25 protein-coding genes and 1 tRNA gene are annotated in these 25,773 nt (G+C 44.5%); 1 reads left to right on the top strand and 25 read right to left on the bottom strand.

The window, feature by feature from the left end:
* The 6 genes from ATB76_RS28540 to ATB76_RS14615 form a co-directional block, all read right to left on the bottom strand.
* On the bottom strand, window positions 1-238 hold a 238-nt coding region (locus tag ATB76_RS28540), incomplete at its 3' end, for a hypothetical protein (RefSeq protein WP_208989752.1).
* Window positions 239-372: 134 nt separating this feature from the next.
* Window positions 373-2,112, bottom strand: coding sequence for a UvrD-helicase domain-containing protein (locus ATB76_RS14590; protein WP_061035578.1), 1,740 nt, complete (start codon window positions 2,110-2,112; stop codon window positions 373-375).
* On the bottom strand, window positions 2,105-4,150 hold the full coding sequence (locus tag ATB76_RS14595) for an AAA family ATPase (RefSeq protein WP_061035579.1): 2,046 nt from the start codon (window positions 4,148-4,150) through the stop codon (window positions 2,105-2,107). The genes ATB76_RS14590 and ATB76_RS14595 overlap by 8 nt, the downstream gene beginning before the upstream one ends.
* A 446-nt stretch (window positions 4,151-4,596) precedes the next feature.
* Window positions 4,597-4,684: transfer RNA gene (locus ATB76_RS14600), tRNA-Ser, on the bottom strand.
* Between the two features lie 144 nt (window positions 4,685-4,828).
* Window positions 4,829-5,278: an L-alanine exporter AlaE gene (locus ATB76_RS14605; protein WP_061035580.1), complete on the bottom strand. Its 450-nt coding sequence runs from the start codon at window positions 5,276-5,278 to the stop codon at window positions 4,829-4,831.
* Window positions 5,279-5,718: 440 nt separating this feature from the next.
* Entirely contained in the window at window positions 5,719-8,139 is a 2,421-nt protein-coding gene (locus ATB76_RS14615) for a hybrid sensor histidine kinase/response regulator (RefSeq protein ID WP_061035582.1), read from the bottom strand.
* 53 nt (window positions 8,140-8,192) lie between these two features.
* On the opposite strand from ATB76_RS14615, the gene ATB76_RS14620 reads away from it, so the two are divergent.
* The gene (locus ATB76_RS14620) at window positions 8,193-8,804 is read left to right on the top strand and encodes a YecA family protein (protein WP_096030927.1); all 612 of its coding nucleotides are present in this window, start codon (window positions 8,193-8,195) and stop codon (window positions 8,802-8,804) included.
* Window positions 8,805-8,866: 62 nt separating this feature from the next.
* Here the strand turns inward: ATB76_RS14620 and ATB76_RS14625 are convergent, their stop codons facing one another.
* The 19 genes from ATB76_RS14625 to ATB76_RS14715 all read right to left on the bottom strand — a co-directional run bounded on the left by ATB76_RS14625 (window position 8,867) and on the right by ATB76_RS14715 (window position 25,746).
* Complete coding sequence (locus ATB76_RS14625) at window positions 8,867-10,033, bottom strand: glutathionylspermidine synthase family protein (protein ID WP_061035583.1); 1,167 nt, start codon at window positions 10,031-10,033, stop codon at window positions 8,867-8,869.
* A gap of 8 nt (window positions 10,034-10,041) precedes the next feature.
* Window positions 10,042-10,611, bottom strand: a complete 570-nt coding sequence (locus tag ATB76_RS14630) for a DUF1190 domain-containing protein (protein WP_038866823.1) — start codon at window positions 10,609-10,611, stop codon at window positions 10,042-10,044.
* 8 nt (window positions 10,612-10,619) lie between these two features.
* On the bottom strand, window positions 10,620-11,036 hold the full coding sequence (locus ATB76_RS14635) for a DUF350 domain-containing protein (RefSeq protein ID WP_038866820.1): 417 nt from the start codon (window positions 11,034-11,036) through the stop codon (window positions 10,620-10,622).
* Window positions 11,036-12,079, bottom strand: coding sequence for an ion channel (locus ATB76_RS14640; RefSeq protein ID WP_038866818.1), 1,044 nt, complete (start codon window positions 12,077-12,079; stop codon window positions 11,036-11,038). Before ATB76_RS14640 ends, ATB76_RS14635 begins: the two co-directional genes overlap by 1 nt.
* Window positions 12,080-12,211: 132 nt before the next feature.
* Window positions 12,212-13,273 carry a quinolinate synthase NadA gene (gene nadA / locus ATB76_RS14645; protein WP_061035584.1) on the bottom strand — a complete coding sequence of 354 codons (1,062 nt, stop codon included), beginning with the start codon at window positions 13,271-13,273 and terminating at the stop codon, window positions 12,212-12,214.
* Window positions 13,274-13,506: 233 nt separating this feature from the next.
* Window positions 13,507-14,262, bottom strand: coding sequence for a tol-pal system protein YbgF (gene ybgF / locus ATB76_RS14650; RefSeq protein ID WP_038866815.1), 756 nt, complete (start codon window positions 14,260-14,262; stop codon window positions 13,507-13,509).
* 15 nt (window positions 14,263-14,277) lie between these two features.
* Entirely contained in the window at window positions 14,278-14,799 is a 522-nt protein-coding gene (pal, locus tag ATB76_RS14655) for a peptidoglycan-associated lipoprotein Pal (RefSeq protein WP_038866814.1), read from the bottom strand.
* Between the two features lie 30 nt (window positions 14,800-14,829).
* Window positions 14,830-16,182: a Tol-Pal system beta propeller repeat protein TolB gene (tolB, locus tag ATB76_RS14660; protein ID WP_080774305.1), complete on the bottom strand. Its 1,353-nt coding sequence runs from the start codon at window positions 16,180-16,182 to the stop codon at window positions 14,830-14,832.
* Window positions 16,183-16,192: 10 nt separating this feature from the next.
* Entirely contained in the window at window positions 16,193-17,221 is a 1,029-nt protein-coding gene (tolA, locus tag ATB76_RS14665) for a cell envelope integrity protein TolA (protein WP_038875976.1), read from the bottom strand.
* A gap of 13 nt (window positions 17,222-17,234) precedes the next feature.
* On the bottom strand, window positions 17,235-17,678 hold the full coding sequence (gene tolR, locus ATB76_RS14670; RefSeq protein ID WP_038866811.1) for a protein TolR: 444 nt from the start codon (window positions 17,676-17,678) through the stop codon (window positions 17,235-17,237).
* 3 nt (window positions 17,679-17,681) lie between these two features.
* Window positions 17,682-18,380: a protein TolQ gene (gene tolQ, locus ATB76_RS14675; protein ID WP_038866810.1), complete on the bottom strand. Its 699-nt coding sequence runs from the start codon at window positions 18,378-18,380 to the stop codon at window positions 17,682-17,684.
* A complete protein-coding gene (ybgC, locus tag ATB76_RS14680) occupies window positions 18,370-18,789 on the bottom strand; it encodes a tol-pal system-associated acyl-CoA thioesterase (RefSeq protein WP_010447291.1) in 420 nt (139 codons plus the stop codon). The genes tolQ and ybgC overlap by 11 nt, the downstream gene beginning before the upstream one ends.
* A gap of 172 nt (window positions 18,790-18,961) precedes the next feature.
* On the bottom strand, window positions 18,962-19,264 hold the full coding sequence (ybgE, locus tag ATB76_RS14685) for a cyd operon protein YbgE (protein WP_042605429.1): 303 nt from the start codon (window positions 19,262-19,264) through the stop codon (window positions 18,962-18,964).
* Window positions 19,257-19,364 (bottom strand): cytochrome bd-I oxidase subunit CydX, encoded by a 108-nt coding sequence (gene cydX, locus ATB76_RS14690; protein WP_000270284.1) that lies wholly within the window; start codon window positions 19,362-19,364, stop codon window positions 19,257-19,259. Before cydX ends, ybgE begins: the two co-directional genes overlap by 8 nt.
* A 12-nt stretch (window positions 19,365-19,376) precedes the next feature.
* On the bottom strand, window positions 19,377-20,513 hold the full coding sequence (cydB, locus tag ATB76_RS14695) for a cytochrome d ubiquinol oxidase subunit II (protein ID WP_038866805.1): 1,137 nt from the start codon (window positions 20,511-20,513) through the stop codon (window positions 19,377-19,379).
* Window positions 20,514-20,530: 17 nt separating this feature from the next.
* Complete coding sequence (gene cydA / locus ATB76_RS14700; RefSeq protein WP_038866802.1) at window positions 20,531-22,117, bottom strand: cytochrome ubiquinol oxidase subunit I; 1,587 nt, start codon at window positions 22,115-22,117, stop codon at window positions 20,531-20,533.
* Window positions 22,118-22,578: 461 nt separating this feature from the next.
* Window positions 22,579-23,583, bottom strand: a complete 1,005-nt coding sequence (gene ruvB, locus ATB76_RS14705) for a Holliday junction branch migration DNA helicase RuvB (protein ID WP_061035585.1) — start codon at window positions 23,581-23,583, stop codon at window positions 22,579-22,581.
* 21 nt (window positions 23,584-23,604) lie between these two features.
* Window positions 23,605-24,216, bottom strand: coding sequence for a Holliday junction branch migration protein RuvA (gene ruvA, locus ATB76_RS14710; protein ID WP_038866798.1), 612 nt, complete (start codon window positions 24,214-24,216; stop codon window positions 23,605-23,607).
* Window positions 24,217-24,294: 78 nt separating this feature from the next.
* Window positions 24,295-25,746 carry a methyl-accepting chemotaxis protein gene (locus ATB76_RS14715; RefSeq protein ID WP_061035586.1) on the bottom strand — a complete coding sequence of 484 codons (1,452 nt, stop codon included), beginning with the start codon at window positions 25,744-25,746 and terminating at the stop codon, window positions 24,295-24,297.
* Between the last annotated feature and the right edge of the window lie 27 nt (window positions 25,747-25,773).

Genomic DNA, 25,773 nt, shown 5'->3' on the forward strand with positions numbered 1-25,773 from the left:
TGGTAGTCGCACTTGCCAATAAGCTAGCAAGAATAGCTTGGGCGGTGTTGTACCACCGCCAAGCTTTTAAGGCTGTATAGCCATAACCAAGTTTGCAACGCCAATGAACGTGATGACAAAAACGGTCGAACGGCCAGATTAGTAACCTGATACAAACAATAGCACCTAGTTGCTTTGGGGCTTTTAAGGATAATCTGGCGCGGATATCATCGTGGAGCGGGGAAGTTAATGTTCCCAACGTGGACTCCGAATACATTAGCGTAAACCAACTCCGTTATTACTAAATTGTAGTTGCAATAACGGGGCGGACCATACATTTTTTATCTGAGCAAAACGCAAGCGAAGCTCTTTCGGTACCTCTACATTATAAAGCTAACATACATTTGGGACATTCAAGCCGATAACATTCTCCGCCCCGAACAGACTAGTAACTCCAGCTAAAGCTTCAGGGTGTAAATATTGAGTATTTAAAACTGCCAGTCGTTTTTTGGGCCGAGAAACTGATACATAAAATAAGTTTCTAGCTCTGAAGTACGCTTTACTATTTTTTGGCGTGAGCGCGCCTGAACGGTTGACTTCAAAAAAATTCGGCCAATTGTACTGATTCCATCCGCCACTCAACACAACTAACACATTATCATATTCGGCTCCTTTCACACTGTGTTGGGTAGCCAAGGATGTACCACCATCCAAGAAAAAAGAGAGGTTTATGATTTCAGAGTAGGATAGCTTTTGTATCTCTTTAAAACGAATAAACTTCGGTGGAAACTCTTTCTCCCCTTTATCCTCTTTTTCGGGGTGAGTCAATTCAGCGTACTCCTTCTGGAGCTTGTCTATTCGCTTACTTTTAGGCAGTATCCGAGACTTTGATATAAACTCCAATACTTCCCCTACGCTCCCATCTATTCGCAACTTATTTAACTGTTCAACTTCACTGCGCCATATACTTTTATCCTCATGGCAAGTGATAGTGGGTCTCTCCCCAAGAATTTTGAACATAAAACCATATCGTTTTTCAGCGTAAGCCTTACACATTGGCTCAATTGTATCTACGAAAAAGCTGATTATTGGGTCTTCTTTTTTCGTAAACAATTCATTTTTTTCACACAAAGAGGCCAGATTGAAATATCCTTGCTGCGTAGCAATCACCTTGTGAGTCAACATGAGTACCTTAGTATTCTCCTCACTCCACCCCTCGTCTCTGAGTTTTTCAAGCAAAGTGTCTTTGAGAGCTACAACGCAATTTTCAGGTAAGTCAGCTTTGAAATGATTTTCATCTCGGCGTACTCCATCATACGAGTTAGTATGAAAAAAACGAGCTTCTCCTTTATAGCTTTGTGGACGCACTTTTTGATTTAAACCCGGTCTTAGTTTATTCAATACGTCTACAACTTTAGTGGTCGAACGAAAATTAGCTTCCTTATCAATAGAGGCCAAACTATAGTCTTTCAAGTCATAATCGCTTGAATAAATCGTTTGCCAATGATCTCCAAAAAAGCCCAATAGTGGACCAGTTTTTGGAGCAATAAATGCCGTATTTAAAGCCTCCATAAAAAACTTATCAGTATCCTGATATTCATCAATGAACACGACAGGATATTGCTGAGTAAATAGGCGTTGTACTTTCACCAACCCCAATAGCTTCGACATTAACAATGGGATATGACCGTGTTGTAATTCAACTCGTTCATCATGGAGCTTAAAATAACCTCTTTTGTACTCTATTTGCTTGCCATCAATAGAATAGTTCTCATCAGCTTTTCTCTTATAATCAGGTAACTCCTTGACTAACTCTCGAAGAGTTACTTGGAAGTGCCTCATAAATGACCAACAAAACGAGTGAATTGTCTCAACGACTATAGCTTCATGACTTTCAATCTCCTGCAGAATTTCCTGCTTCGCAACCTCAGTATAAGTAATGCAAGCGATTCTCTGATTGGCACGAACGAGAGCTTGTCCTCTATCAAAGATTATCTTCTTTAAACACTGAACGAGGGAGTAAGTTTTTCCTGCTCCTGCGCCAGCCTCTAACCGAAAACTTTGACTATTATCAATACACTGCTCTACACTATTTTGCGCTTTTTCCGCAGCGGTCAATGCGTCATTACTCATCTTCAAAGGCTACCTTTTCTTCTGACACTTCAGCTTTCCCTTCAAAATTCGGCAGAGATAACCAAATTAACCCCTCCAAAATATATGCAGGAACATTCCATTTAGGTTCATTCACAGCAAAGCGAAAAGCAGTGTCTGATTTACCAAAAGATTTCGCCTTTTCCCAAGCCCTTTTTTCAATATTAGATCCTTTTCGCAAGCCAAATAACTTGGGATTAGCTAATATCAAAGCGTCCTCGTAGCTGCGTCCACAAGCGCTACCAAGCCCAACTTCTGGGATCTGGTAAGCGATTCTTCTCTGAAGAGTGACTTTGTCCTCGTGCTTCTTATTAACCAATTCAGATAAAGTAATTTCATTTTCTTGAAGGGGGAACCAGTTTTTTATTGACGCGTTGGATGTAAATTCTCCTTCAGAAACTGGGCAGGCAACTCTCTTCTTCCCTTTCTTCTTAATCATAATCTTCACAGAATCAATATCTGTGATAACTAAGGCCTTTAACTCCAGGAAATCAATAAGTGGATAAAACAGATGAGCATACGCCCCTCCGACTTCGACCGTAGATAAATACTGAGAAGAGAGCTTATTTTGCTCACATACGAAACCTTCTGTGAGTTGAATGAGTTTCGGCATTAAAATACGCTCTGTCGTTCCTTCCACGAAGATTGCCTTGTCAGCAAAGTACAGATCACACTTGGTGAGAGTCATGTATTTATGAAGAAACTTTTTGTCCACAGGGTCGATCTCTTTTAGTCCTCTTTTGAGATCTTTTATTTCGGTGTATGCAGGTGCTTGAGAGTGTTTTAAAAAATAACGAATTGCATCGAAATCAGCAGCGTTCGCGATATGAGAAGAGTGTGTAGTAATAACAAACTGCACATTCCATTCTGGCTCTTGTGGATACTTCGCTGACAACTTTTTAGCTATCTCATGCAGTTGACTAATGAATACCTCTTGCATTTGCGGATGCAAGTGAGCTTCTGGCTCTTCAATAAAGATAAGGTGAGTTGAAGGGCGAACCTCCATTCCTCGATACTCTCTGTGATATGTATCCAGATGAAGAAGCATGTAGATCAAATGTCTAGTGCCCAGACCGTAATAGCCCTCCGGCAAGTTAACCTTACTATCCCCCTTATAACAGATTTTAGTGTGGTCAGATAACAAAGACTCAACATCAAGCAAAGTTAACGGTTCAATCTCGGTCTTATCTAAACCTGGAAAGCCCAAAAGCCCCATAGCAGGCATCAATGCTTGCAGCATTACATTGAAACTACCTTGAATTTCGCTCTCAACATCCTCAACAGAGGCTTTGAGTTGCGCTGCTAAATACTTGTCATTAGAACTTGCATTTGGAGAAGATGCTGTTTGAAACATATCATTTAACATACGTCCAATAACGTTGGTATCACCATCTTTAGCTTGTTCTAAAGTGCGCTGCGCTCGTATGACGTCACATTTTAATAGCGCTTTTAGCTCGCTATTGTTGGCGAAAAACTTTGTATTGAGAGGGTCAGTTGGATCAACGGCTGTCACCCTCAGTTTATAACTGTCAGTTATTGATTCTTTTAGATGCTTGATAAATTGAGAGTGCGGTTTTTGCTTCCCAATCAACTCTGGTGGAGACAGCAGATCTCTAATAGCATCGTGTCTAGGAATGTACTCTATATGAACCTTAGCTTCTGTAGAATCATCGTTTACATCAATAACAAAAGGAGAAAGCGTCCCAATATCGTTTGCTTGTGGATTGTATTCAAAAGTGCAGATTAACGATATTTTAGGTAATAGTTCCCACAGTTCAGATACTCCTTGGCCTTTCTCAAAAGCGGCCTTTGCAGTAAAAAACATTTCTTGGCTATTTGTCGAAAAATCTTCTAGCCGGATATTTTTACCGAAATCCTTCAGTAGGCGCTCAAAAATAGTGGTTATAGAGGTTTTCCCACTATTGTTTCTGCCAACAATAACCGTAGTACCCTTTTCTACAGATAACCCAGTATTTTCAAGCAGCCTAAACCCTTCAACCTTTATATGTGTAACAGTCATCTAACGTCTCTATGAAATTATATTTTATCTTGCACAACAATTGCGAAAAGCCACTCACAGAAAAGAAACAAAAGAATATTGCTTATAATCAGTATATTAGCCCAACCAATATAATACTTATTGCACACTGAAGGGGCTAGGGATTTTCTAATATTTAGATTGACCTAGAAGTTCAGATGAATTTAGTTAGACGGTGAAAGCTAGCTATACTCAGCTTAAAGCAACAAGACGACTAAGCTGTCTGATGAGTAACAATTAGCTCTGCTAAAGGGCGAGTAAGTTTGAAGCTAAGTTATAATATGCAAGAAAACTGAAGAAGAAGTTTGAGTTCGATATCCAGTGAGTTGGCGTCGTTATGAAGCTACGAGCTAATGTGCATTGCAAATTAGTTTCTTGTTGCACTAAAACGAAAAAGCCCCAGCATTTCTGCTGGGGCTTTTAGAATGTGGCGGTGAGTGAGAGATTCGAACTCTCGATACGTTGCCGTATACACACTTTCCAGGCGTGCTCCTTCAGCCACTCGGACAACTCACCGAATCAAATTGTGGTTAGCATCATTGGCTAACGAGGCGCTAATTTAATGATTATGTGCCTGATGGTCAAGGCTAAACACGAAAAAAAGCGCCCTTTTGCGTTTGTTTGCTCACTATCTAGCTAAATTGCATAAAACAGGGGCAATTATGCTTCTTGATAGTAGCCAGGTACTCGGAACCAACGGCGGCATTGATCGAGGAAGAAACCGTAAAGCACACCCATACCACAAGACACAACTGCGTTACTCGCTACTGCTGTGATAATTTGGTCAGTAGAAGCGCCTACAGCCAGCAGAATGCCCGCATAAACCGGAGATTGGAATAGCACGTAGGCCATCAAGTCAGATACGTTCTTCATGAAAGATGAAGGTGAAAGCTTGTTGCCTTGGCGCAATACCCAGTCACGGAACATGCCATAAGGCCATGCAATTGCGATGTTGACCGGAATAGACAACGTACGCGATGCCAAAGACTGCTCGAACGTCATACCCGAGATCAAAATCTCAATGATCATCCCTGTGATAAAACAAAAAACCACCATAGCAAAAGTATCCGCTGCGGCGTTACGAATACAAAATGGTCCACGAGACTTCATTTACAACCTCTAAAATCAAATACTGTTAAAAACGACATATATAAAATGATTTACTACATTTAAAACCACTTAGCAGTTAATGACGCTATTAGACCACAATACTTTTAGTTTATGATTCCGTTTTAAAATCTCAGTTGTAAATTAATAACCAACTTTAAGCCCAAAAGTAGCAGCTTTCACCAAAACCAGTAAAAAGTACCGTTAAAGGACCTAAAATGAAGTTAAAAAACGTAATTTACTTACCAATAAATGACTTAGCTCGCGCTAAAACACAAAAAACCAGACGAATATCTGGTAAGCGAATTTCAAAAAGATCGGCTTATGCTACTTGGAGAAGGATTTTCAGAGTAAATGCGAAGTTTGTGAGATTTGATGAATGGACAAGGAAAGAGGAAGCAACTTGAACCTCTGTTCAAGCGGCTTCCTCTTTATGAATGAGGTTATTGATCTGCCAATAAAATGGTGAGCTGATCGATGTCTTCTTGTTCAGGAGATAATGCGTTGATCAAGTGACTTTCAATACGTTCGATCACGCCTCTTAACTCCTGCGTGACGCTCGGTTGAACACTGTCAAAAATATGAGCGAGCGTTGTCATCGCTTGTTCTAAGTTGCCATCATCTAACGCCATGTAAAAATTCAAAAGCAATGCCTCTACATTACGCGGCTTCGCTGACTCGTCTCCCTGCTTATTTTGATATTGGTAGAGGATTGAGGAATGGCGATACAAGGCATCATCCAACTCAGACTCAACAACAGGTTTAGCAATAATGTGGTTGGCACCAACATCGAGCATCCGCTCTTGTGTCTCTTTAAATACATCGGCTGTACAACCGAAGATCAACACAGATTTTGCAGGCGAGTCCATAGAACGAATCACAGCGATTGCCCCTACCCCATCGAGTACTGGCATATGGTTGTCCATTAAGACCAAATCGAACTCTTGCTTGGCGACCTGCTCGACCGCTTGCTGCCCATTCTCCACACACACGCACGTAAAGCCTTTGGCTCGTAAAAAGGTTTCCATAATGATGGTATTGGTTCGATTGTCTTCGACGATCAGAGCGTGTAAACCTTGGCAATCAAGCTTATGTGTGTTGGTCGATTCCGAAATACCCGCTTCACACGGATTGAGCTCCAGTTCCACCACAAACTTGGTGCCAATACATTCTTGGCTTTGAACGCTAATGCCACCTTTCATGTGTTCAGAGATCTGCTTAACAATCGCTAGCCCTAAACCCGTTCCACCAAATCGACGCATCGTTGAAGATTCGGCTTGCTCAAACGGTCGGAAAATTCGTTTTTGCGCATCGGGATGAATGCCAATTCCAGAGTCTTTGACGGTGATAATAAGCTTAGCGTGATCGCTCTGTATCTGTTCTTCCAACTCAACTTCAACAAAACCGCGATCCGTAAATTTCACGGCATTATTAAGAAGGTTAAACAGTACTTGGCGAAGGCGTGCTTTATCGTTGTTGTACCATCGCCCTTGTGGAACATTTGAGACCACTCGGAACTGTAAGCCCTTTTCAGCACAAAGTGTGTGGTAAACACTGTTAATACTGCCGAGAATGGACTCGATAGGAAATGGGGTGTTATCAAGTTCGATATGACCTTGCTCTATTTTGGAGTAATCGAGGATCTCGTTAAGCAACGTCATCATATGATCGCCAGAATCATACAAGGTATTGAGGTGCTTTCTTTGCTCATCAGTAAGTGGCGTCTTTAACAAGATTTGCGCGGTGCCTAGCACACCATTCATCGGTGTTCTGATCTCATGAGAGAGTGTGGCGAGAAAAGCAGTTTTCGCATTGGTAGACGCCTGAGCCTTCACCCTCTCTTGCTCTAAATAAACGGTTTTTTCGTTAAACTTAGTCACCAAGTGGCCGATTTCATCCTCACTATCATAAGCAATATCGATGATGCCTCCGGTCTTAGAATCATCGACTTTTTGAGCGATTCGCACTATCGGTTCAACGATGTATCGATTTAGCAAGTAATATCCGACCAGCACACAGAGCAATAAGAATGGAATAATACCTCGCTCTACACTCATGACTTGTTCAAACACTTGATCGGCAACTTTTACTTTTGCGTTAACAACGTCCATCTGCCAATTGAACGCTCCGAAGTCTAATTGGCTGATGTAAATGTCTTTGCTGAGTTGGAAATTGTGCTCAATCACGACTTGCGAATCAGCATCACGGATAACCACCCCTAAAGAATATTGATTTGTATGCTCTCGAATAAATTGGAATAAAGCTTCTAATGAGAGATCCACTGTTGCTACGCCAGCAAATAGTCCATTTTCATAATAAGGAGCAGACGCCGTAATCATTTGAACCTGAGTGAAAGTATCGATGTACACGCCAGACCAAGTAACGGTTCCTGAAGGCGCATTGGCCACAGATTGATACCAAGGTTCGTTATCGTAACCGCCAGATTCAGGATTATTGTACGAGTGGATCTGATCCAACCCGCCCGTTTCATTCTTATTGAAGAATAAGCTTGTGTATTGCCAACGAGCACCGTCTAGGGTTGGCTTCGGCCATAGGCCACCACTGACAATGATGTCGTCACTCACACGAAGGAGTTGAGGAATCGTCTTTTGTAAGGAAATGCTCTGTTCAGGCGTTTGCCCTAGCCCTACCAGGCTATTAAGCAGACCAACTGAGCTGGTCAGCGGCTCTTCTATTTGAGACGCCAACAACTGCGTACGCAAATCGAGATTACGTTCGAGTTTGCTTCGAACTGGTGGCTCAACAACGAGATACACAACAGAGCCAATCGTAGCAATGAAGAAGCACAAATAAAGTGTTAGGGCGAGAATGCTTTTTTTTCTGAGTGACGAACGAATTTCCATAGATGTAGCCGAATCATTCCCTAATATCGATTTATCACTAATTGATTGGTAATATGAGCGCAACCAACCAGCCCATTAACAAATGGTATTCTATTTTGAAACTACAAGACATCCTTTCTCTTCCAGAACTTGATGGAAAACTACTAAACCTAGCGAAAACTCAAGGCTTTGTAACGGCAATGGCTTCTGCGCCAAACGTGCTGAACCCTCAAGAGTGGCTGCCATTCCTATGGGGCGGTGAAGAAACAGCACCCTTCACAGACGGCGAGCAACTAGAACAGTACATTGATGAGATTGTTCAAATGTGGAACCAAACTCGTCCAGCGCTTCTAGAAGGCGCGTGGCAATGGCCAGAAGGCTGTGAGTTGGATGATCAAGATATCGTGTCAGCAAACACGCGTGATTTCTGTGAAGGTGTCCTTCAGGGTTGGCAGTTGACTCGTGATGATTGGGAAACCCTAATGCCAGAAGATAGCGAAGACAGCGCGCTACTGGGCGGCGTTCTGCTTTCTCTGACGATGCTGTACGATCCAGAAACAACAATAGCAACACTGGCAGAACAAGGCATGGAAGGTCTTGAGCAATTTGAAGAAATCTTCAATGCAATGCCAATGATGCTCGGCGGCTTGACTCAGCGTGGTGTCATGCTGGCAGAAGAAGAGTAAGATTCTCTGCTCTGTTGAATACACTAAATGAAAAAGCTCTCCAAGTCGGAGAGCTTTTTTGATCAATCTAGAATGACATGGGGAATATAACGCGCCATATCTTGGGTAACTAAACTGCTGTCTTCACGAATAGAGATACCCGCGGCTTTATCGTTTACTAACCAACTGCCAATTAAAGTATGACTAGGACCAAACTTGGGTAACGGGTAGTACTGCTGAACAATGTTATGAGCCGACTCATAGGGACCAGAGGTTTTCACTACGCGCTGTCCATTCTTCACAATCTCTATATTCGCGCCTTCGCGAGAAAACAGTGGCTTGATGACGTAGTCTTTCAAACTGTTCGCTTTTGGATCATTAGCAAAGTACGCCGGCAGTAAGTTAGGGTGGCTTGGAAAGCGTTGCCACAACAAAGGAAGCAATGCTTTGTTAGACAGAACAGATTTCCACATCGGCTCTAACCAGTTCACGGTCGCCTTTGCCAAGTATTGGCTGTATTCCTCTTCAAACATAAATTCCCATGGATAGAGTTTAAACATCCATCGAATCGCTCGGCCATCGGCATCGACGAAACGCCCTTCTTCCGTTACGCCAATATCTTCGACGTAGACGAACGCGGTCGACAGTCCTGCTTCTCGAGCGCAGTCTTCTAAATATTGGACCGTGCCTTTGTCTTCTTCTGTGTATTTACAACAACTGAAATGAAGCGTTTGCCCTGGCTGCAATTTGGCGATTTCCGCAAAACGTTCAATCAAGAAATCTTGCAAGATGTTGAATTGATCGGCTCTTTGATGGATACGCCCTTTGTTCACGACATCTTCTAACCACACCCACTGCCAAAAACCCGTTTCAAATAAGGATGTGGGGGTATCGGCGTTGTTTTCCAAAAGCTTTGCGGGTGATGAACCGTTGTAAGCAAAGTCCAACCGAGAATAAAGCGACGGCTCTCTACCTCGCCAAGAAGAAGCAACCTGAGACCACATGGATTCCGGAATCGCGCATTGGGTCAGTAACTGCTCACTTCTAATCACCTCATCCACAACTTCAAGGCACATTTGATGAAGCTCCTCCGTTGGCGCTTCTATATCTCGTTCGATTTGCTCTAATGTGAATTGATAGTACGCACTCTCATCCCAATAAGGTTGGTCGTACATAGAGTGAAATCCAAAACCAAACTGGCGTGCTAAATCACGCCAGTTTTCTCTTTCTTGTATTTCTCTTCGAAACATAAATGCTGTTAACCGCCTCGACCAACAGAGACTGCTTTACCAAAGCCACCTCGGGACATAGCGCGCCCTATCGTGCCACCACCTCGTTTATTTAAGTTGCTGGTTGCGACTTTAGTTGATTGGTTACGGTAAGAACCATAGAACTGCCCTGCACCATTGTAATACTTCGATTTGTAGCGATACATCGGCTCTGAGTAGTAACTCTTGTTGTAACCACTCAAGCCACTCACTGCGCGGCTAAAGAAGTAGCCACCAACAAACGGGACATACGAGCGGTGACGTGAGCTGTAATAACAATCGTCTTCATAGAAATCGTCTTCACACTCAAACTCGTTGTTATAGCGCGGTGCGTTTTCTTCTGCTCTCGCCATCGCTTCTTGGTACGCTATTTCACATTGTTCGCTGAATTCTGGCGCGTCTGATTTGCATTCATCCGCATCAACATAGATATAGCCTTCTGTTTCTGACTCTTGAGTCGCCAGAAAGAAGATGCCACCAAAAGCGACAAACGGGATGATTCGCCCAACTTTGAAGCTTTTATCCATCGAAGATCGTTTTACGTTGGAACTGCGTTTCATCGCCCCTCCTAGTAAGTCATGCAAGCTGCGTTAAGTACGCCGACAGAGATAGAGACTCCCGCGAGTACGATACCTGCGGGTACTTCGTCGTTCTCAATACGCTCAGAGACTTTAGGCAATAGAATGAATCGCACAATGCCAAAAGCAATGATTTGAGCCAACATGGCAACAACGCCCCACACCATAAAATCAACAATATTGACTGAGTTCGTTGCCGCTCCAGCAATGGCTAAGCAGTAACCAAGAAAAGCACCACTCAGTGCGACTGCTGCTGCGGTGTTTTTTTCTTCTTTGATTAGGTGCCATTCATCGTATGGCGTCAGTTTTACGTAGACGAATTTAAACGCTAGCACGAAGACAATCGAGACGGAAAAGTAGAGAAGAAAATTGGGAAAACCTGCCAACAGGTCAGCAATCATATGCATTATTTGTCCTTATTCATGTCATTCCATGCAAAATTATCAATGCGCTCATCTGCAATGTAGAACAGCTTGGTATTTGGTGGCACTTCTGCTTCGAGCTCAGGGTTTAGCTCAATGCCATTGCCAAGATCGAAGGCGATCAATGTGGCCTGATGATGCTTTTTAATGAAGCTGAAGACCTTTTCGACACTGGTTGTCGCCTGATCTTCAGGGTAAATCACCGAGTATTGCGTCATACCTCTAGTAGAAGCTAATAACTCTTGGTGTAGAGCACTTGAACCGGGGTCCACGGCTGCTTTCGCCAGCATCTCAGCACCTACGGCAGGTATACACTCCGCTTTAGGACAATGCTGGCTCAACAATCTACCTAAAGCATCATCTTTAAAGTAGGCAAGCAAGTGTGCATCAGGATTCACAGAGGCACAATACAAGGCGGCCGAGAGGGTAATATCATCGGTGAGATTATCAACAATGATACAGTTGGCGCTGGTGATGTTGGCGTTTTTCATCTCTTGTGCATCGGTGTAACTGTTAACCTTGATGAAACCGATCTCACCCGGTAGCGGATTCTCTATGTCAGAACGGCTACATAACACAATGGGGCGCTTACCCGCTTCTTCATGCTGCAACATACGAATAAGGTGCATGGTCCTTGCGCCATTCCACCCCAACAATACGATATGGTTTTCCACTCTTACTCTCCGTTTACCTAATATACCCGCTCGCCAATAATCGATTGCACCGCCTGCCACACGCCCCAAAATGGCCGCAAACAAGCTCAAGCCACCAGGAATGATAAACAGAACCACGACCCATTTCCCTGCATCCGTCGTTGGTGAATGATCACCATAACCAACCGTCGACGCAGTCACCATCAGGTAATAAATGAAGTTAGAGAAACTGTCGGTAAGTGCATGCTCCCCCGCGAGAGCCAGCAACAGCCAAGAAATACCAATGTAGCTACCACTAATGACGAGAAGGTTTCGGTTGCTTAATTTGAAAAGATGGGTGCTCAGCCACTTTTTCAGTACTAGCCATACAGCCATAAGTTTCCGATTCCTTTCTGATTACTATAAGTAAATACTAACTCATTGATTGTAAGAAACAAAAAAACCAGCCAAATTCGGCTGGTTTTTGAGATTTGTCTTAACAAACTGATGTCTGGGCAGACAGAACGACTATGCGTTCCCTTTCACTTGCATATTCAGTTGTTCAGCAAAGTCTAGCATGCGGTTCAATGGGATGAGTGATTTCACACGCAACGCTTCATCAACGAAGATTTCGTGTTCTTCACCACCTTCATTCAATGCTTTTTCAATCGCTTTAAGACCGTTCATTGCCATCCAAGGACAGTGTGCACAACTGCGACAAGTCGCACCCGCACCAGCAGTGGGTGCTTCGATCAGTTCTTTCTCTGGCACCAGTTGTTGCATTTTAAAGAAGATGCCTTTATCGGTTGCAACAATCATTTTCTGATGAGGTAGCTCTTTCGCCGCTTTGATAAGCTGACTCGTAGAACCAACCGCATCAGCCAGCTCAACCACGCTAGCTGGTGATTCTGGGTGCACTAGGATTGCCGCATCCGAGTATACGTTCTTCATCTTACGCAGTGCGTCCGCAGAGAACTCGTCATGAACTACACACTCACCTTGCCACAACAGCATTTCTGCGCCAGTCTTGTTTGCGATGTAAGAACCTAAGTGACGGTCTGGGCCCCAAATGATTGGCTTATCTTCTGCGTCTAGGTGTTCAACGATCTCCAGTGCAATACTAGACGTTACAACCCAATCAGCGCGTGCTTTAACCGCCGCGGAAGTGTTTGCGTATACCACGACCGTATGATCAGGGTGAGCGTCACAAAACTCGCTAAACTTGTCCGCTGGGCAGCCAAGGTCAAGTGAACATTCCGCTTCTAGTGTTGGCATTAGAATGCGTTTTTCTGGTGTTAAGATCTTTGCAGATTCGCCCATAAAGCGAACACCACCAATGATCAATGTGCTTGCAGGATGACGGTTACCAAATTTCGCCATCTCTAACGAATCACCAACAAAACCACCCGTTTCTTCCGCTAATGCTTGGATCTCAGGATCGGTGTAGTAGTGTGCGATAAGCACGGCATCTTTCTCTTTAAGCAGCTTTTTGATTCGCTCGATGTAATCGGCTTTTTCTTCTTGGCTTAATGGGATTGGCTTTGGAGGGAATGGGTAAACTGTCTCGATTTTATCTAATATGTGGCTCATTGCTCTTGCTCTACGCAACTTCCTTTAATCCGAGTATTGTAACCTTGTTAATTTTCAAAAACCAACCCAGAGCGGGAATTTCTAGCAGTCTAGCCGTATATCTTTGACGCAAATAACTATTCTATCGACAAAATAGAATTGGGTTGTTGCAAAGAAAAACCAGTGAAGTAAAACGAGCAAACAAGAAAAAAGGAGCCGAAGCTCCCTTTATTAGTCTCAATGTATGAGTTTTATTACTTCAGCTTAGCGCTCGCGATTTTCGCTGACGCACTGCCGGCATATTCATCGACAACTTGCTGATAGTATTTCTTCGCTTGTGCAGCATTATTGTTACGCTCAGCAATATCGCCTAGCTTAACCAATGCGTCTGCACGCTTGTTAGAATCTTTGTAAGAAACCACAGCGGCAAAACTCTTCGTTGCTTCTTTGTCTTGCTTCTTAGCAAAATACAACTGGCCTAGCCAGTAGTGGGAGTTTGCTGAGTAAGTCGAGTTCGGGTAATCCTTTTGGAACTGCTGGAAAGCCGCGATAGCGCCCGTGTAGTCTCGTTTCTTAAGGATCAAATCCACGGCATCTTGATAAGCAGTTTGCTCATCAGCGTTGGACGTGTATTTACCACCTGTTTCTGCAGGCTTGGTTTCTTTTACTGGCGCAGCTTTCATTTCACCACGCACACGATCTAGCTCGACAAACAACTCACGTTGACGCTTTAACATTTGCTGCATTTCGTAGCTATTGCGTTCTAACTGACCACGTAGATCACTGATCTCTTGTGACATTTGGTCAATTTGCTCTTGCATTTGGAGCTGAACACGGTTTCGATTTTGCAGCAAGCGCTCTAAACGCTCGACATCTGATTCTGAAGAAGATCGAGTTGATACTGATGATGTGCTGTTGAGATCTGATACTGGAGCTGGTGCAGCGAACGCGAAGTTCGCTGCACTTGCCAGTAACGTAAGCGTAACAGCGCGCTTAGTGTTACTGAACATGAGGTTTACCTCGAATTAGTATACTAGAACCGCACGACGGTTTTTAGCGTAAACATCTTCTGATTGACCTAGAAGAAGTGGCTTCTCTTCACCGTAACTAACGATTGCGATTTGGTCAGCTTGAACACCTAGCGCTTGTAGGTAGTTTGATACTGCTTCAGCACGACGCTCGCCTAGTGCGATGTTGTACTCTGGCGTACCACGTTCATCAGCGTGACCTTCGATTGTCACTTTAAGAGCAGGGTTCTTGCTTAGGTAAGCTGCGTGAGCTGCTAGCATCTCTTCGTAGTCACCTGCAATTGTTGAGTTATCAAATGCGAAGTAAATAGTTTGAGTTTCGCGTAGTGCTTGCTCTTTTAGCTCTTGCTCTGTCAATTGACCGTTTGGATCGATTGGCGTTACTACTGTTGTTTCAGAACCGCTAGTGTTGGTTTCTGCACCCGTATTTGAAGCCGCGTCATCACTTGAGCTACAAGCCGTCATTGCCATCACAGGAATCGCGATTAGCAGTCCTTTTAGAACCTTGTTCAGTTGCATCTTATTTTCCTTTATTAATCAATTTTATTACTACAAAAACGGTGACCATGCGGGAGCTCTGACACGCCCATTTGTTGCCGGTAATCTAGCTTTAAATCGACCATCAATTGACACCATCGATAGTACGTTTTTCTTGTTGTAGATTGAGCTATAGATAACCATGCCACCATTTGGGGCAATGCTCGGAGACTCATCAAGCAATGTTTTTGTTAGTACCTGAAGAGCACCTGTTTCCAAATCTTGCTTAGCCAAGTTGAAGCCCGAATCACTGCGATTCACCATGACAAGGAATCGACCATCAGGAGTGATTTGACCACCTAAGTTTTGGCTGCCTTGCCAAGTCAAACGGTTAGTAGAACCGCTGCCCAAATCTACTTGATAAATCTGAGGTTTACCACCCCTGTCAGATGTAAAAATCAGTGATTTGCCATCAGGGTGCCAGTACGGTTCTGTATTATTTGATCTGCCACGCGTAATTTGTGTCAGCTTACGAGTTTTCAGATCCAACGTGTAAACCTGAAGTGAGCCGGTCTTAGAAAGAACCAAAGCTAACTGACTGCCGTCAGGCGAAAATCTTGGCGCACCATTGTGACGAGGGTATGACGTAATCTTCTCTCGCTCGCCGGTGTAGATGTTCATAATGAAGATCTCAGCTTGGCCGTTCTGGAAACTCACGTAAGCCAATTTCTGGCCATCAGGAGACCATGCTGGAGACATCAGTGGCTGTTTAGATTGAAGTACTAAACGTTCGTTGTAACCATCGTAATCGGCAACACGCAGCTGGTAAGGGAAGCGATCTTTGTCGTTTACAACAACATAAGCGATACGAGTCATAAATGCGCCGCGTTCGCCAGTCAATTGCTCGTAGACAAGGTCCGCAATTCGGTGAGCGTACTCACGCATGCGTGGGCCTTCTACTGTCGCAACCTTGTTAAACAACACGTGGTCTTTGGAAAGAACCAGTTCTCCGTCATCACCGAGAGCTTTGCTTTGACCCTTCGTTAATTGGCCACGAACAACGTCAACTAACTGGTAGTTAACCACGTAGTTACCTTGTTCGTTTTTCTTAATTGAACCGGTCAATAATGCATCTACGCCCAAACCGGTCCACGCATCAAAGTTTACTTCTGATTCGTTGGTTGGCGTTTGTGGCATTTTGCTGGTCGGTACCGGGCTGAATTTACCACTGCGTTGCAAGTCTGATGCAATCACAGCAGAGATGTCCGTTGGAAGAGGTTCACTGCCTTCCCATTTAAATGGAACAACAGCAATTGGTCGTGCTGAGTCAATACCATCGGTAATCACCAGCTCTAGTGCAGCATGAGCCACACTCGTTAGACTGCCAAGCAGTACAAACATTCCTAGTAAAAGGCGTTTAATCACGGCTTATCCCTTATTGTTGTAGTGCGACCGTAAGGTTAATGTCCTTCAGCCTTTGGTTAACTGTTGAATCAGTAGATATTGGAAAACTCGGCACTTGTGCGATTGCGCTCTTTGCAGCCGCGCATACTCTAGAGTCACCAGAAAGCACATTGACTGACGAAACGATCATGTCAGCTCCCGTAGGAATCAGCTTAATGTTAACTCTACACTCCTTTCCCAATAGGTAATCGTCCTTTAGCAGTTTGCTTTGAATAAGCTGAGTATAGATAGAGCTGTAACGAGTGACTTCATCAGCAACAAATTGCCCTTGAGCCTGTTGGTTTGCGCTTGTTTCACTTTCAAGGCCTGCAAAAATGTCATCCAAAGCCGCTTCTTGCTCTTTGCGTTCACGCTCTGCTTTCTCTGCGGCTTCTCGAGCTTTACGTTCGCGCTCAGCGGCCTCTTTGGCTGCTTTTTCTTTCGCGATGCGTTCTTGCTCGGCTTTTGCTGCGGCTTCACGTTCACGTTTCGCTTTCTCTTCGGCTTCTTTCGCCGCTTTCTCGCGCGCTACACGTTCTTGCTCCGCTTTACGTACGGCCTCTTCTTTGGCTTTACGCTCTTGTTCGGCCTTTGCTGCCCGCTCTTTCTCTTTACGAGTGCGTTCTTCTTCGGCCTTACGTTCTTGCTCTTTCTTCTTACGAGCGACCTCAGCTTCGCGAGCGGCTTTTGCATCTTTTGCTTGCTGCTCTTTCAGCTTACGAATTTGCTCTTCTTCAGCTTTGCGATTCTTTTCCAGCTGCTCAGCTTCACGTCTCAGTTTATCAAGACGATCTTGCTCTTTTTTTGCCGCTTTCTCGCGTTGCTGACGAATTTCTTTGGCTTGTTGTTGGACAAGCTTCGGGTCAATAACAACCGCCTGCACCATCTGCCCTGTCGGCTCGGGTTTAGACATGTTGAAATCTGTACCCCAAAGTAACGCTACGACCAAAAGCGCATGCAAACCAACCGATATTGCTATCGGCTTGGTGTATTCTTTGGTTTTCTTCTTATTGTCTTTCATAGATGTTCGATGTCTATTCCCTGATATCGGTCATCAGACCTACTTTAGGGATGCCAGCCCGACTTAGCTCATCAAGCAGAAGTACCACATCTGCATATGGCGTTGCGGCATCACCCCCTACTGCAACCGGAGAATCAGGTTTGATTTCCCGCTCTGCTTTCACACGAACAATAACGTCTTGTAGTGATAGACCGCGTTGAACCTCTTCATCATTCACGCTTAGGCCCAAATTACCATCGCGATCGATTTCAATAATGATGAAGCTACTGTCTGTTTCACCAGCAAGATCTTGCATTGATTCCGCGGTAGAGGTTTTTGGAAGGTCTACATCCACACCTTGAGTGACAAATGGAGCGGTCGCCATGAAAATGATCAGCAGTACAAGCATAACGTCGATATAAGGTACAACGTTAATCTCTGCGGTCATTTTACGCTTTTTAGGTTGGTAACCCGCCATGCCTTATTCCTTATTCGCGCTGTCTCGACCCGCCATTGCTTGACGGTGCAGGATGCTGTGGAATTCTTCAGAGAAAGTTGCGTATGTATGCTCTAGCTTACTTACTTTGTTGCTTAGACGGTTGTAAGCCATTACCGCAGGGATTGCTGCAAACAGACCCATCGCTGTTGCGATCAGTGCTTCTGCGATACCGGGTGCCACCATAGATAGTGTTGCTTGTTTCACTTCACCCAATGCAATAAAGGCGTGCATGATACCCCATACCGTACCAAATAGGCCGATGTATGGGCTGATAGAACCGACCGTTGCGAGGAAAGGTAAACTGGTTTCTAGTTCATCCACTTCACGAGCTACAGAAACGCGCATTGCACGCCCTGTACCTTCCATGATGTAGGCCGGTGAGTTTGCGTTACTCTTACGCAAGCGTGCAAATTCGGTAAAGCCAGCATAGAAGATTTCTTCTGTGCCACCGATGTCGTCTTTACGAGCTTTCACTTTTTGGTACAGCTGTGAAAGATCGGTACCAGACCAAAATTTGTCTTCAAAGGACTCAGCGTCTTTTGATGCTTGAGACAGTACTTTGCTGCGCTTAATGATCATTGCCCATGACGCAATTGACATGCCTAGTAGGGTCAACATCACAAGCTTTACCAACAGACTGGCCTGAAGAAAGAGATCTAAAATGGAAATATCAGCAGTCACTATTTGTTAGCTCCGAATTGATAAAAGATGGGATAGCTATTGGTTTCATTTTCTTATTATCGATACATGCTACCTTAACAATTGTCTTGCACAATGTTTTGCCTTCATCATTGACTAACTCTTGACAGAATTGCAGGGACGCACGCTTTATTTCTGACACTCGGGTAAGAACGGTCAAATGCTCGTCCAGTCTCGCCCCTTGGTTGAAATCGATATCCATGTGTCGGACAACAAAGCCAATGTTTTGTTCCAATAACACATGTTGAGAAATGCCTTTTGCACGCAACATCTCAGTGCGTGCGCGTTCAAAGAATTTTAAATAATTAGAGTGATATACAACGCCACCCGCATCGGTATCTTCATAATACACGGTGATCGGCCAGCGGAAGGGATTAGATGTGCCTTGCAAGGGAGTACCAGTACTTTCAATTCTTTAAAGCAATTACTATAACTGAAGCGGCAGTAATTGGTACTGAGCGAAGGGAATATTTTTGAATTTTGTAGAAAAAATAAAAGCCAGACAAGACGTCTGGCTTTTTATTCGATGATTTAATAACCGACTTTATTTCAGAGTGTAACGCTTACGTGAAATAGAGTGCTGTTAAATAAACTAAGATAGCGAGTGAGAAATAAGGGCTGAACAATACTTGCCAGTACCAATTTCTTGGTTTGAAGCCCACACCGTAAACCATGCTTGAGCAGACTGCCCAAATCAGTGCCGGTGCGATAAACGCATTAAAGCCACCAATTTCTCGATGGTATGCGTTTGGATCCCACATCACCAATCCTACATGCATAAAGCCGAGGATTAAGGCCAAGACTCTCAGTAGAGTCTTGTCCATTGGTGCGTGAAGTTTCGCTACCTTGTCAGCGAGATTACTCACTGTCTTTATCCATCATTTCTGAGTGCTCTAACCAAAGAGCGTTGATGATACCGAATGCACAAGCAAGTAGTACACCTAGAATCCATGCGAAATACCACATAGTAATAGCTCCTTAGTAAAGTGAGTTTTTGTTTTCTTCGATGAACTTGTCATCCAAGCGGCCAAACATCTTGTAGTAAGTCCAAGACGTGTAAGCCAAGATGATTGGAACCATAACAAACGCAACGCCTGTCATTAGGTTCAAAGTCAGTTCAGATGAAGTTGCATCCCACATTGTCAGACTTTGGCTTGGCATTAGGTCTGATGGCATTACGAATGGGAACATTGCAATACCAGCAGTAAAGATAACACCTGCGTTACCAAGGCTAGAGGTTAGGAACGCGATACCACACTTCTCTAGGCGAGATGCCAATACAGCTAGAAGCGGCATTGCAACACCCAGTACAGGCGCAGCCCATAGCATTGGGTAAGCTTCGAAGTTGTTCATCCACGCACCGGCTTCACGGATAACCTCTTTGTTTAGAGGGTTAGAAGCAGCGCCAGTATCGATACCACCTACGATAACGTAACCTTCGATGCTCTGAATCCAGAAGCCAGCTGCTACGAATGCAACCACAGTTAATAGACCCATTAGCTGAGCAACGTTACGAGCACGAGTATGTACTTCGCCAGTTGTCTTCATTTGTAGCCAAGTTGAACCTTGCATCAGAATCATGAACAAGCTTACTAGACCACATAGCAATGCAAATGGGTTAAGAAGACCAAAGAACGAACCATGGTACGTTGGCATTAGGAATTCGTTCAATTGGAATGGAACACCTTGCAGAAGGTTACCAAACGCCACACCAAAGATGATTGGTGGAACGAAGCCACTGATTGAGATACAGATATCCCAAGTGTTACGCCATTTTTTATCTTCAATCTTTGAACGGTAATCAAGACCAATTGGACGTAGCCAAAGTGCCGCTAGGGTTAGGATCATCGCTAGGTAGAAACCAGAGAACGATGTCGCGTAAACCAAAGGCCATGCTGCGAACAATGCACCACCAGCAGTGATAAGCCATACTTGGTTACCATCCCAGTGAGGTGCGATCGAGTTAATCATCACACGACGTTGCGTGTCGTTTTTACCGATAATAGGTACAAGCGCGCCCACACCCATATCGAAACCGTCAGTAATTGCAAAACCAACTAGTAGAACACCGATCAGTACCCACCAGATGAATCGCAAGATTTCGTAATCAAACATCTTGTTGTCTCCTTGTCTTACGCTTCTACTTGGCGACTAACTTTGTCTTCAACAGAGTCAGCGTTTTGCTCGAAGTGGTAGCGGCCAGTTTTCAGGCTGCTTGGACCTTTACGAGCGAATTTCACCATTAGGTATACTTCTGCAATTAGGAATGCAGTGTATAGCGCTAGGATTGCAAATAGTGAAGTCCAGATTTCACCTGCTGTTAGTGCTGATGCAGCAACGTGTACCGGTAAGATTTCACCTACAGCCCACGGTTGACGACCGTATTCAGCAACGAACCAACCCGCTTCGATCGCAATCCAAGGTAGTGGAATGCTGAACAATGCAGCTTTAAGAATCCAAGGTTTCTGTTCGATCTTCTGACGACATGTTTGGATGAATGACGCACCAAATACGAATAGCATGATGAAGCCACACGCAACCATGATACGGAACGACCAGAATAGCGGCCATACTGTTGGGATTGAATCATCCGCTGCAGCTTGGATTTGGTCTTCAGTCGCATCAACAACCTTGTCTGTGTAACGTTTTAGAAGTAGGCCGTAACCTAGGTCACCTTTCACTTCGTCAAACGCTGTCATGTTTGCTTCAGACTTGTCGCCTGCACGCAGTTTTTCAAGCAATTCGTATGCGTACATACCAGTACGGATACGGTCAACGTGCTCTTCACGTAGATCGTGTAGGCCTGTTACTTGCTCATCAAACGAACGCGTTGCGATGATACCCATTACGTAAGGGATCTTGATTGCGTAATCGGTATTCATTGTTTCTTGGTTCGGTAAACCAAACAGTGTGAACGCCGCTGGTGCTGGTTCTGTGTGCCATTCAGCTTCTACTGCTGCTAGCTTCACTTTTTGAACTTCACCAAGCTCGTAACCAGATTCATCACCCAGCACGATTGTAGACAGGATTGCTGCCATACCGAAAGAAGCTGCGATAGCAAACGAACGACGAGCGAACGCCACATCACGACCTTTCAATAGGTAGTAAGAACTGATGCCAAGAACGAACATTGCACCACACGTGTAACCAGATGCTACTGTGTGTACAAATTTAACTTGCGCTACAGGGTTTAGTACAACGTCTGCGAAGCTCACCATTTCCATACGCATGGTTTCGAAGTTGAATTCTGCGCCAACTGGGTTTTGCATCCAGCCGTTCGCGATAAGAATCCACAGTGCAGAGAAGTTAGAACCCAGAGCAACCAACCAGGTTACCGCTAAGTGTTGACGTTTTGATAGACGATCCCACCCGAAGAAGAATAGACCAACAAAAGTTGACTCCAGGAAGAAAGCAACCAGTGCTTCGATCGCTAGTGGTGCACCGAAGATGTCACCTACATAGTGGGAGTAGTAAGACCAGTTCGTACCAAACTGGAACTCCATGGTAAGGCCAGTAGCCACACCAAGTGCAAAGTTAATACCGAACAGCTTACCCCAGAACTTGGTCATGTCCTTGTAGATTTGCTTGTTCGTCATTACGTACATTGATTCCATAATGGCCAAAAGGAAGGCCATACCAAGGGTCAATGGTACGAATAGGAAGTGATACATCGCTGTCAGTGCAAACTGCAACCGCGACAGATCAACTACGTCAATCATGGTAACTCCTATGTGTCGGCTGAATGACACTCTCTACATATTGCAATCCATACACAAGTGTTATTTACACTTGAAAAATGTTGAATTATCACAACGCTTTGTTGCAAAAATGTGCTTCGTTGGTTAGTTAATTGTTAAGCATCAGCTAATATAGCTAGGCCTAATATTACTGCTAAAAACAGTTTGTTTCAAAAGGTTTATAGCGAGAAACCGCTTTGATGTATATCAATCTTTATGCGCTGAATTTGAACAAAAATCCATCACATTGATCCAGATCAAACGATATCAGAAGAGTATGTTAATAGAGAGTAATCAGGAGAGAAAATAATCAGTTAGGCAAGAACATAGAGTTAACAATCTATAAGTTTTTATTACCTATTTAGTATTAGAAGAGATTTAATAAATGAGAGGTTGGTCAACATTGGTGAAATGCTGAGCGCTGTACGCCCAGCGTTGGAATCTTACTTTTCAATTCCGAAATGCAGATAGGCGCGATCAGTCGCTATTCTACCACGAGGTGTGCGTTGTAAGTAACCTTGTTGAATCAAATAAGGCTCTAGCACATCTTCAATGGTGTCTTTCTCTTCACCAATGGCTGCTGCCATGTTATCCAGACCGACAGGACCACCACCAAACTTTTCCATGATCGCAAGAAGCAGTTTTCGGTCCATGTAGTCAAAACCTTTAGCGTCGACATCGAGCATGTTCAGCGCTTTATCTGCAACTTCCGCACAGATGTGTCCATTGCCCTTTACTTCAGCATAGTCACGAACACGGCGTAGTAGTCGGTTAGCGATACGTGGCGTACCACGAGCGCGGCGAGCAACTTCTAACGCACCTTCCAACTCCATTGACAAGCCTAGGCAATCTGCGCTGCGCTGAACGATATCCTGCAAGTCTTTGACCTTGTAATACTCAAGGCGCTGAGTAATACCGAATCGGTCACGCAATGGCGAGGTCAATGAACCCGCTCGTGTGGTTGCGCCGATAAGCGTGAAAGGAGGCAAGTCAATCTTGATAGAGCGAGCGGCTGGGCCTTCACCAATCATGATGTCTAGCTGGTAGTCTTCCATCGCTGGATACAGCACTTCTTCAACCATTGGGCTTAAGCGGTGAATCTCGTCAATGAACAGCACATCGTTTTCTTCTAAGTTGGTCAGCAGCGCCGCCAAGTCCCCTGCTTTCTCAAGTACTGGGCCGGAAGTAGTGCGAATATTCACTTCCATCTCATTAGCAACGATGTTCGCAAGTGTGGTTTTACCCAAACCTGGAGGACCAAATATCAAAAGGTGGTCGAGCGCTTCATTTCGCAATTGAGCGGCTTTGATGAAAATCTCCATCTGACCACGCACGTGATCCTGACCTTGGTAATCCGCCAGCTTCTTAGGACGAATCGCACGGTCGATGACATCTTCATCACGAAATGAAGGATTTTCTGGCGCGATTAAACGATCGGCTTCAATCATATTGTTCCCTTGAACTTTTCGTTACACCATTGATTTTAGTGCTTCACGGATAAGTTGCTCACTGGTCATATCCGGTTTAGCGATCTGAGAGACTACTTTCGACGCTTGAGTTGGTTTGTAGCCTAGAGCTAGAAGCGCACTGATTGCCTCTTCTTCAGCATTGCTAGATGCCGCACCAGAATCCGCAGGAGCCGCATCCGTAAACGGAGTAAATAGGTCGCCAGCACCCCAACCTTTAAGGCGGTCTTTCATTTCCACAACAAGACGTTCTGCGGTTTTCTTACCAACGCCAGGTAGCTTCACAAGTGTTGAAATGTCTTCACGCTCTACGCAAGAAACGAATTGGCTTGCCGTCATACCAGAAAGTATACCCAGCCCAAGTTTAGGACCGACGCCGTTCGCTTTGATTACTTCACGGAAGAGCGCACGTTCTTTGACTGTGTTGAAGCCGTAAAGCAGCTGAGCGTCTTCACGCACAACAAAATGAGTATAAATGATCGCTTCTTCGCCGACGTTTGGCAGTTCGTAGAAACAGCTCATTGGCATCTGTACTTCATAACCAATGCCATTAACTTCAATTAAAACTTCAGGTGGTTGCTTTTCAAGCAGAGTGCCGCGAAGACGTCCAATCACTATAAATACTCTTTGGAAATGAATTTGCGACAGGATAATAAAGAACTGGATAGACATCCAGTCCTTTATGCCGTTCGGTTAGATTTTTGAGACAACTTGATCAAGTTGTTGAGTCAGGTTTCTTACGGTGACGACTTGGCTACTGAGCTCAGTGCCATATTGAGCGACAGTTTCAGCAATGGTCTTGGTGTTCACTACGCCGTTAGCGACTTCGCTACTGGCTTCATCAAGCTCTTTTAATGCGGTCATTTGCGTCGCCATTATGCCAGAAAGACTCTGCACATCATGAGAAATTGTGGTCACTTGCTGGATGATGGTATTCATTCGTTCTGTGCTTGAAGTAACAACATTCTGCCCGTGCTTCACCTCTTGCTCGCTGCGATCAAGCAAGTTACGAATCTCGATTGCGGATTGACTACTCTTTGCAGAAAGCTCTCTCACTTGGTCCGCGACCACTGCAAAGCCTCTGCCCTGCTCCCCCGCTCGCGCCGCCTCAATAGCCGCATTCAGTGCCAATAAATTGGTTTGTTCTGCGACCGAGGTAATCAAGTCTGCCACTTTCATGATGTCTTCATGGCTGGTAATGATCTGGCTGATCGCTTGGGTAGAGTCTTCGAGCAACTCAGAGCTTTTCTCAGCTTGTTGATGAACGTCTTCACTCTTCTCACGAAGCTCTTCAACAAACTTGCTTGACGTTTCAATCCCCGTCGCCATGTGGTGTACTTGCTGACTCATTTGCTCAGCCGCACTGGCTTGAGACTCACTGTTGATATTGAGAGCATTGACTTGAGCACCTAACAGCGAAGATTGTCCATCCAACACTTGCGAAACTTGTTTAAGCTCCGCCGAATTTTGATTAGCTTGCTCTAGTCCCTCTCCTAGCCGTAACTCCCCCGCCGTTGCTTTTTGTGCGACCAATTCACTTTCTGCTTTAGATTTCTCTGCACTTTCAATCGCAATATCTCGCTGCTTGACAGTAAAGGCTTGTGCAATACAAATCACCACCAGCGGTAACACAGTGCCTGACCATATTTCCACGCGCTGCGCAGATTCAGACAACACGAGTTGGGGAAAACCAAAACCAGACACATGCTGATACGTCATTACTGCAGAAACCGCGATGACTAGCGCACTCCATGAGATCGCCATGATACGAGTGCCAGATAAAAAGAAAGCGACGACTAACAAAGGTACCCAGTAAGTTTGGGTTGAATCGACCACACCACCGCTTTGATAAATGATGTTGAGTGCATGCACTGACATGCCTACAAACCCCAGATTGAGCGACAATGCTGGTCGTTTGAACCATCTCAGGCTGAAGGCGGATATCAGTTCGAGTGCGATTAAGAGTACTGAGGTGAAGATTAAGCTTTCATGCCCATGTTTGGACCATTTGATCAGGCTGTAAATCCCGACGAGAAAAGCGATGAAGGTAAATAGCGATAGGATGTCTGCTTGACGTTGTTGTGTTCTTGTCCATTGAGTTTGGCGCGGCATAAATGCACTGCGCCACAGCGTGGCTGGATTCATGTTCAATCTTCCTTGATTGATTTCTTA

Source organism: Vibrio sp. MOR3 (assembly GCF_001557775.1).
GTDB classification, from domain to species: Bacteria; Pseudomonadota; Gammaproteobacteria; order Enterobacterales; family Vibrionaceae; genus Vibrio; species Vibrio jasicida.

Bases quoted from the DNA above. Each gene is read 5' to 3' on its own strand.
- ATB76_RS14590 (WP_061035578.1), bottom strand. From the start codon at position 2,112: ATGAGTAATGACGCATTGACCGCTGCGGAAAAAGCGCAAAATAGTGTA.
- ATB76_RS14595 (WP_061035579.1), bottom strand. From the start codon at position 4,150: ATGACTGTTACACATATAAAGGTTGAAGGGTTTAGGCTGCTTGAAAAT.
- ATB76_RS14605 (WP_061035580.1), bottom strand. From the start codon at position 5,278: ATGAAGTCTCGTGGACCATTTTGTATTCGTAACGCCGCAGCGGATACT.
- ATB76_RS14615 (WP_061035582.1), bottom strand. From the start codon at position 8,139: ATGGAAATTCGTTCGTCACTCAGAAAAAAAAGCATTCTCGCCCTAACA.
- ATB76_RS14620 (WP_096030927.1), top strand. From the start codon at position 8,193: ATGAGCGCAACCAACCAGCCCATTAACAAATGGTATTCTATTTTGAAA.
- ATB76_RS14625 (WP_061035583.1), bottom strand. From the start codon at position 10,033: ATGTTTCGAAGAGAAATACAAGAAAGAGAAAACTGGCGTGATTTAGCA.
- ATB76_RS14630 (WP_038866823.1), bottom strand. From the start codon at position 10,611: ATGAAACGCAGTTCCAACGTAAAACGATCTTCGATGGATAAAAGCTTC.
- ATB76_RS14635 (WP_038866820.1), bottom strand. From the start codon at position 11,036: ATGCATATGATTGCTGACCTGTTGGCAGGTTTTCCCAATTTTCTTCTC.
- ATB76_RS14640 (WP_038866818.1), bottom strand. From the start codon at position 12,079: ATGGCTGTATGGCTAGTACTGAAAAAGTGGCTGAGCACCCATCTTTTC.
- nadA (WP_061035584.1), bottom strand. From the start codon at position 13,273: ATGAGCCACATATTAGATAAAATCGAGACAGTTTACCCATTCCCTCCA.
- ybgF (WP_038866815.1), bottom strand. From the start codon at position 14,262: ATGTTCAGTAACACTAAGCGCGCTGTTACGCTTACGTTACTGGCAAGT.
- pal (WP_038866814.1), bottom strand. From the start codon at position 14,799: ATGCAACTGAACAAGGTTCTAAAAGGACTGCTAATCGCGATTCCTGTG.
- tolA (WP_038875976.1), bottom strand. From the start codon at position 17,221: ATGAAAGACAATAAGAAGAAAACCAAAGAATACACCAAGCCGATAGCA.
- tolR (WP_038866811.1), bottom strand. From the start codon at position 17,678: ATGGCGGGTTACCAACCTAAAAAGCGTAAAATGACCGCAGAGATTAAC.
- cydX (WP_000270284.1), bottom strand. From the start codon at position 19,364: ATGTGGTATTTCGCATGGATTCTAGGTGTACTACTTGCTTGTGCATTC.
- cydB (WP_038866805.1), bottom strand. From the start codon at position 20,513: ATGTTTGATTACGAAATCTTGCGATTCATCTGGTGGGTACTGATCGGT.
- cydA (WP_038866802.1), bottom strand. From the start codon at position 22,117: ATGATTGACGTAGTTGATCTGTCGCGGTTGCAGTTTGCACTGACAGCG.
- ruvB (WP_061035585.1), bottom strand. From the start codon at position 23,583: ATGATTGAAGCCGATCGTTTAATCGCGCCAGAAAATCCTTCATTTCGT.
- ATB76_RS14715 (WP_061035586.1), bottom strand. From the start codon at position 25,746: ATGAATCCAGCCACGCTGTGGCGCAGTGCATTTATGCCGCGCCAAACT.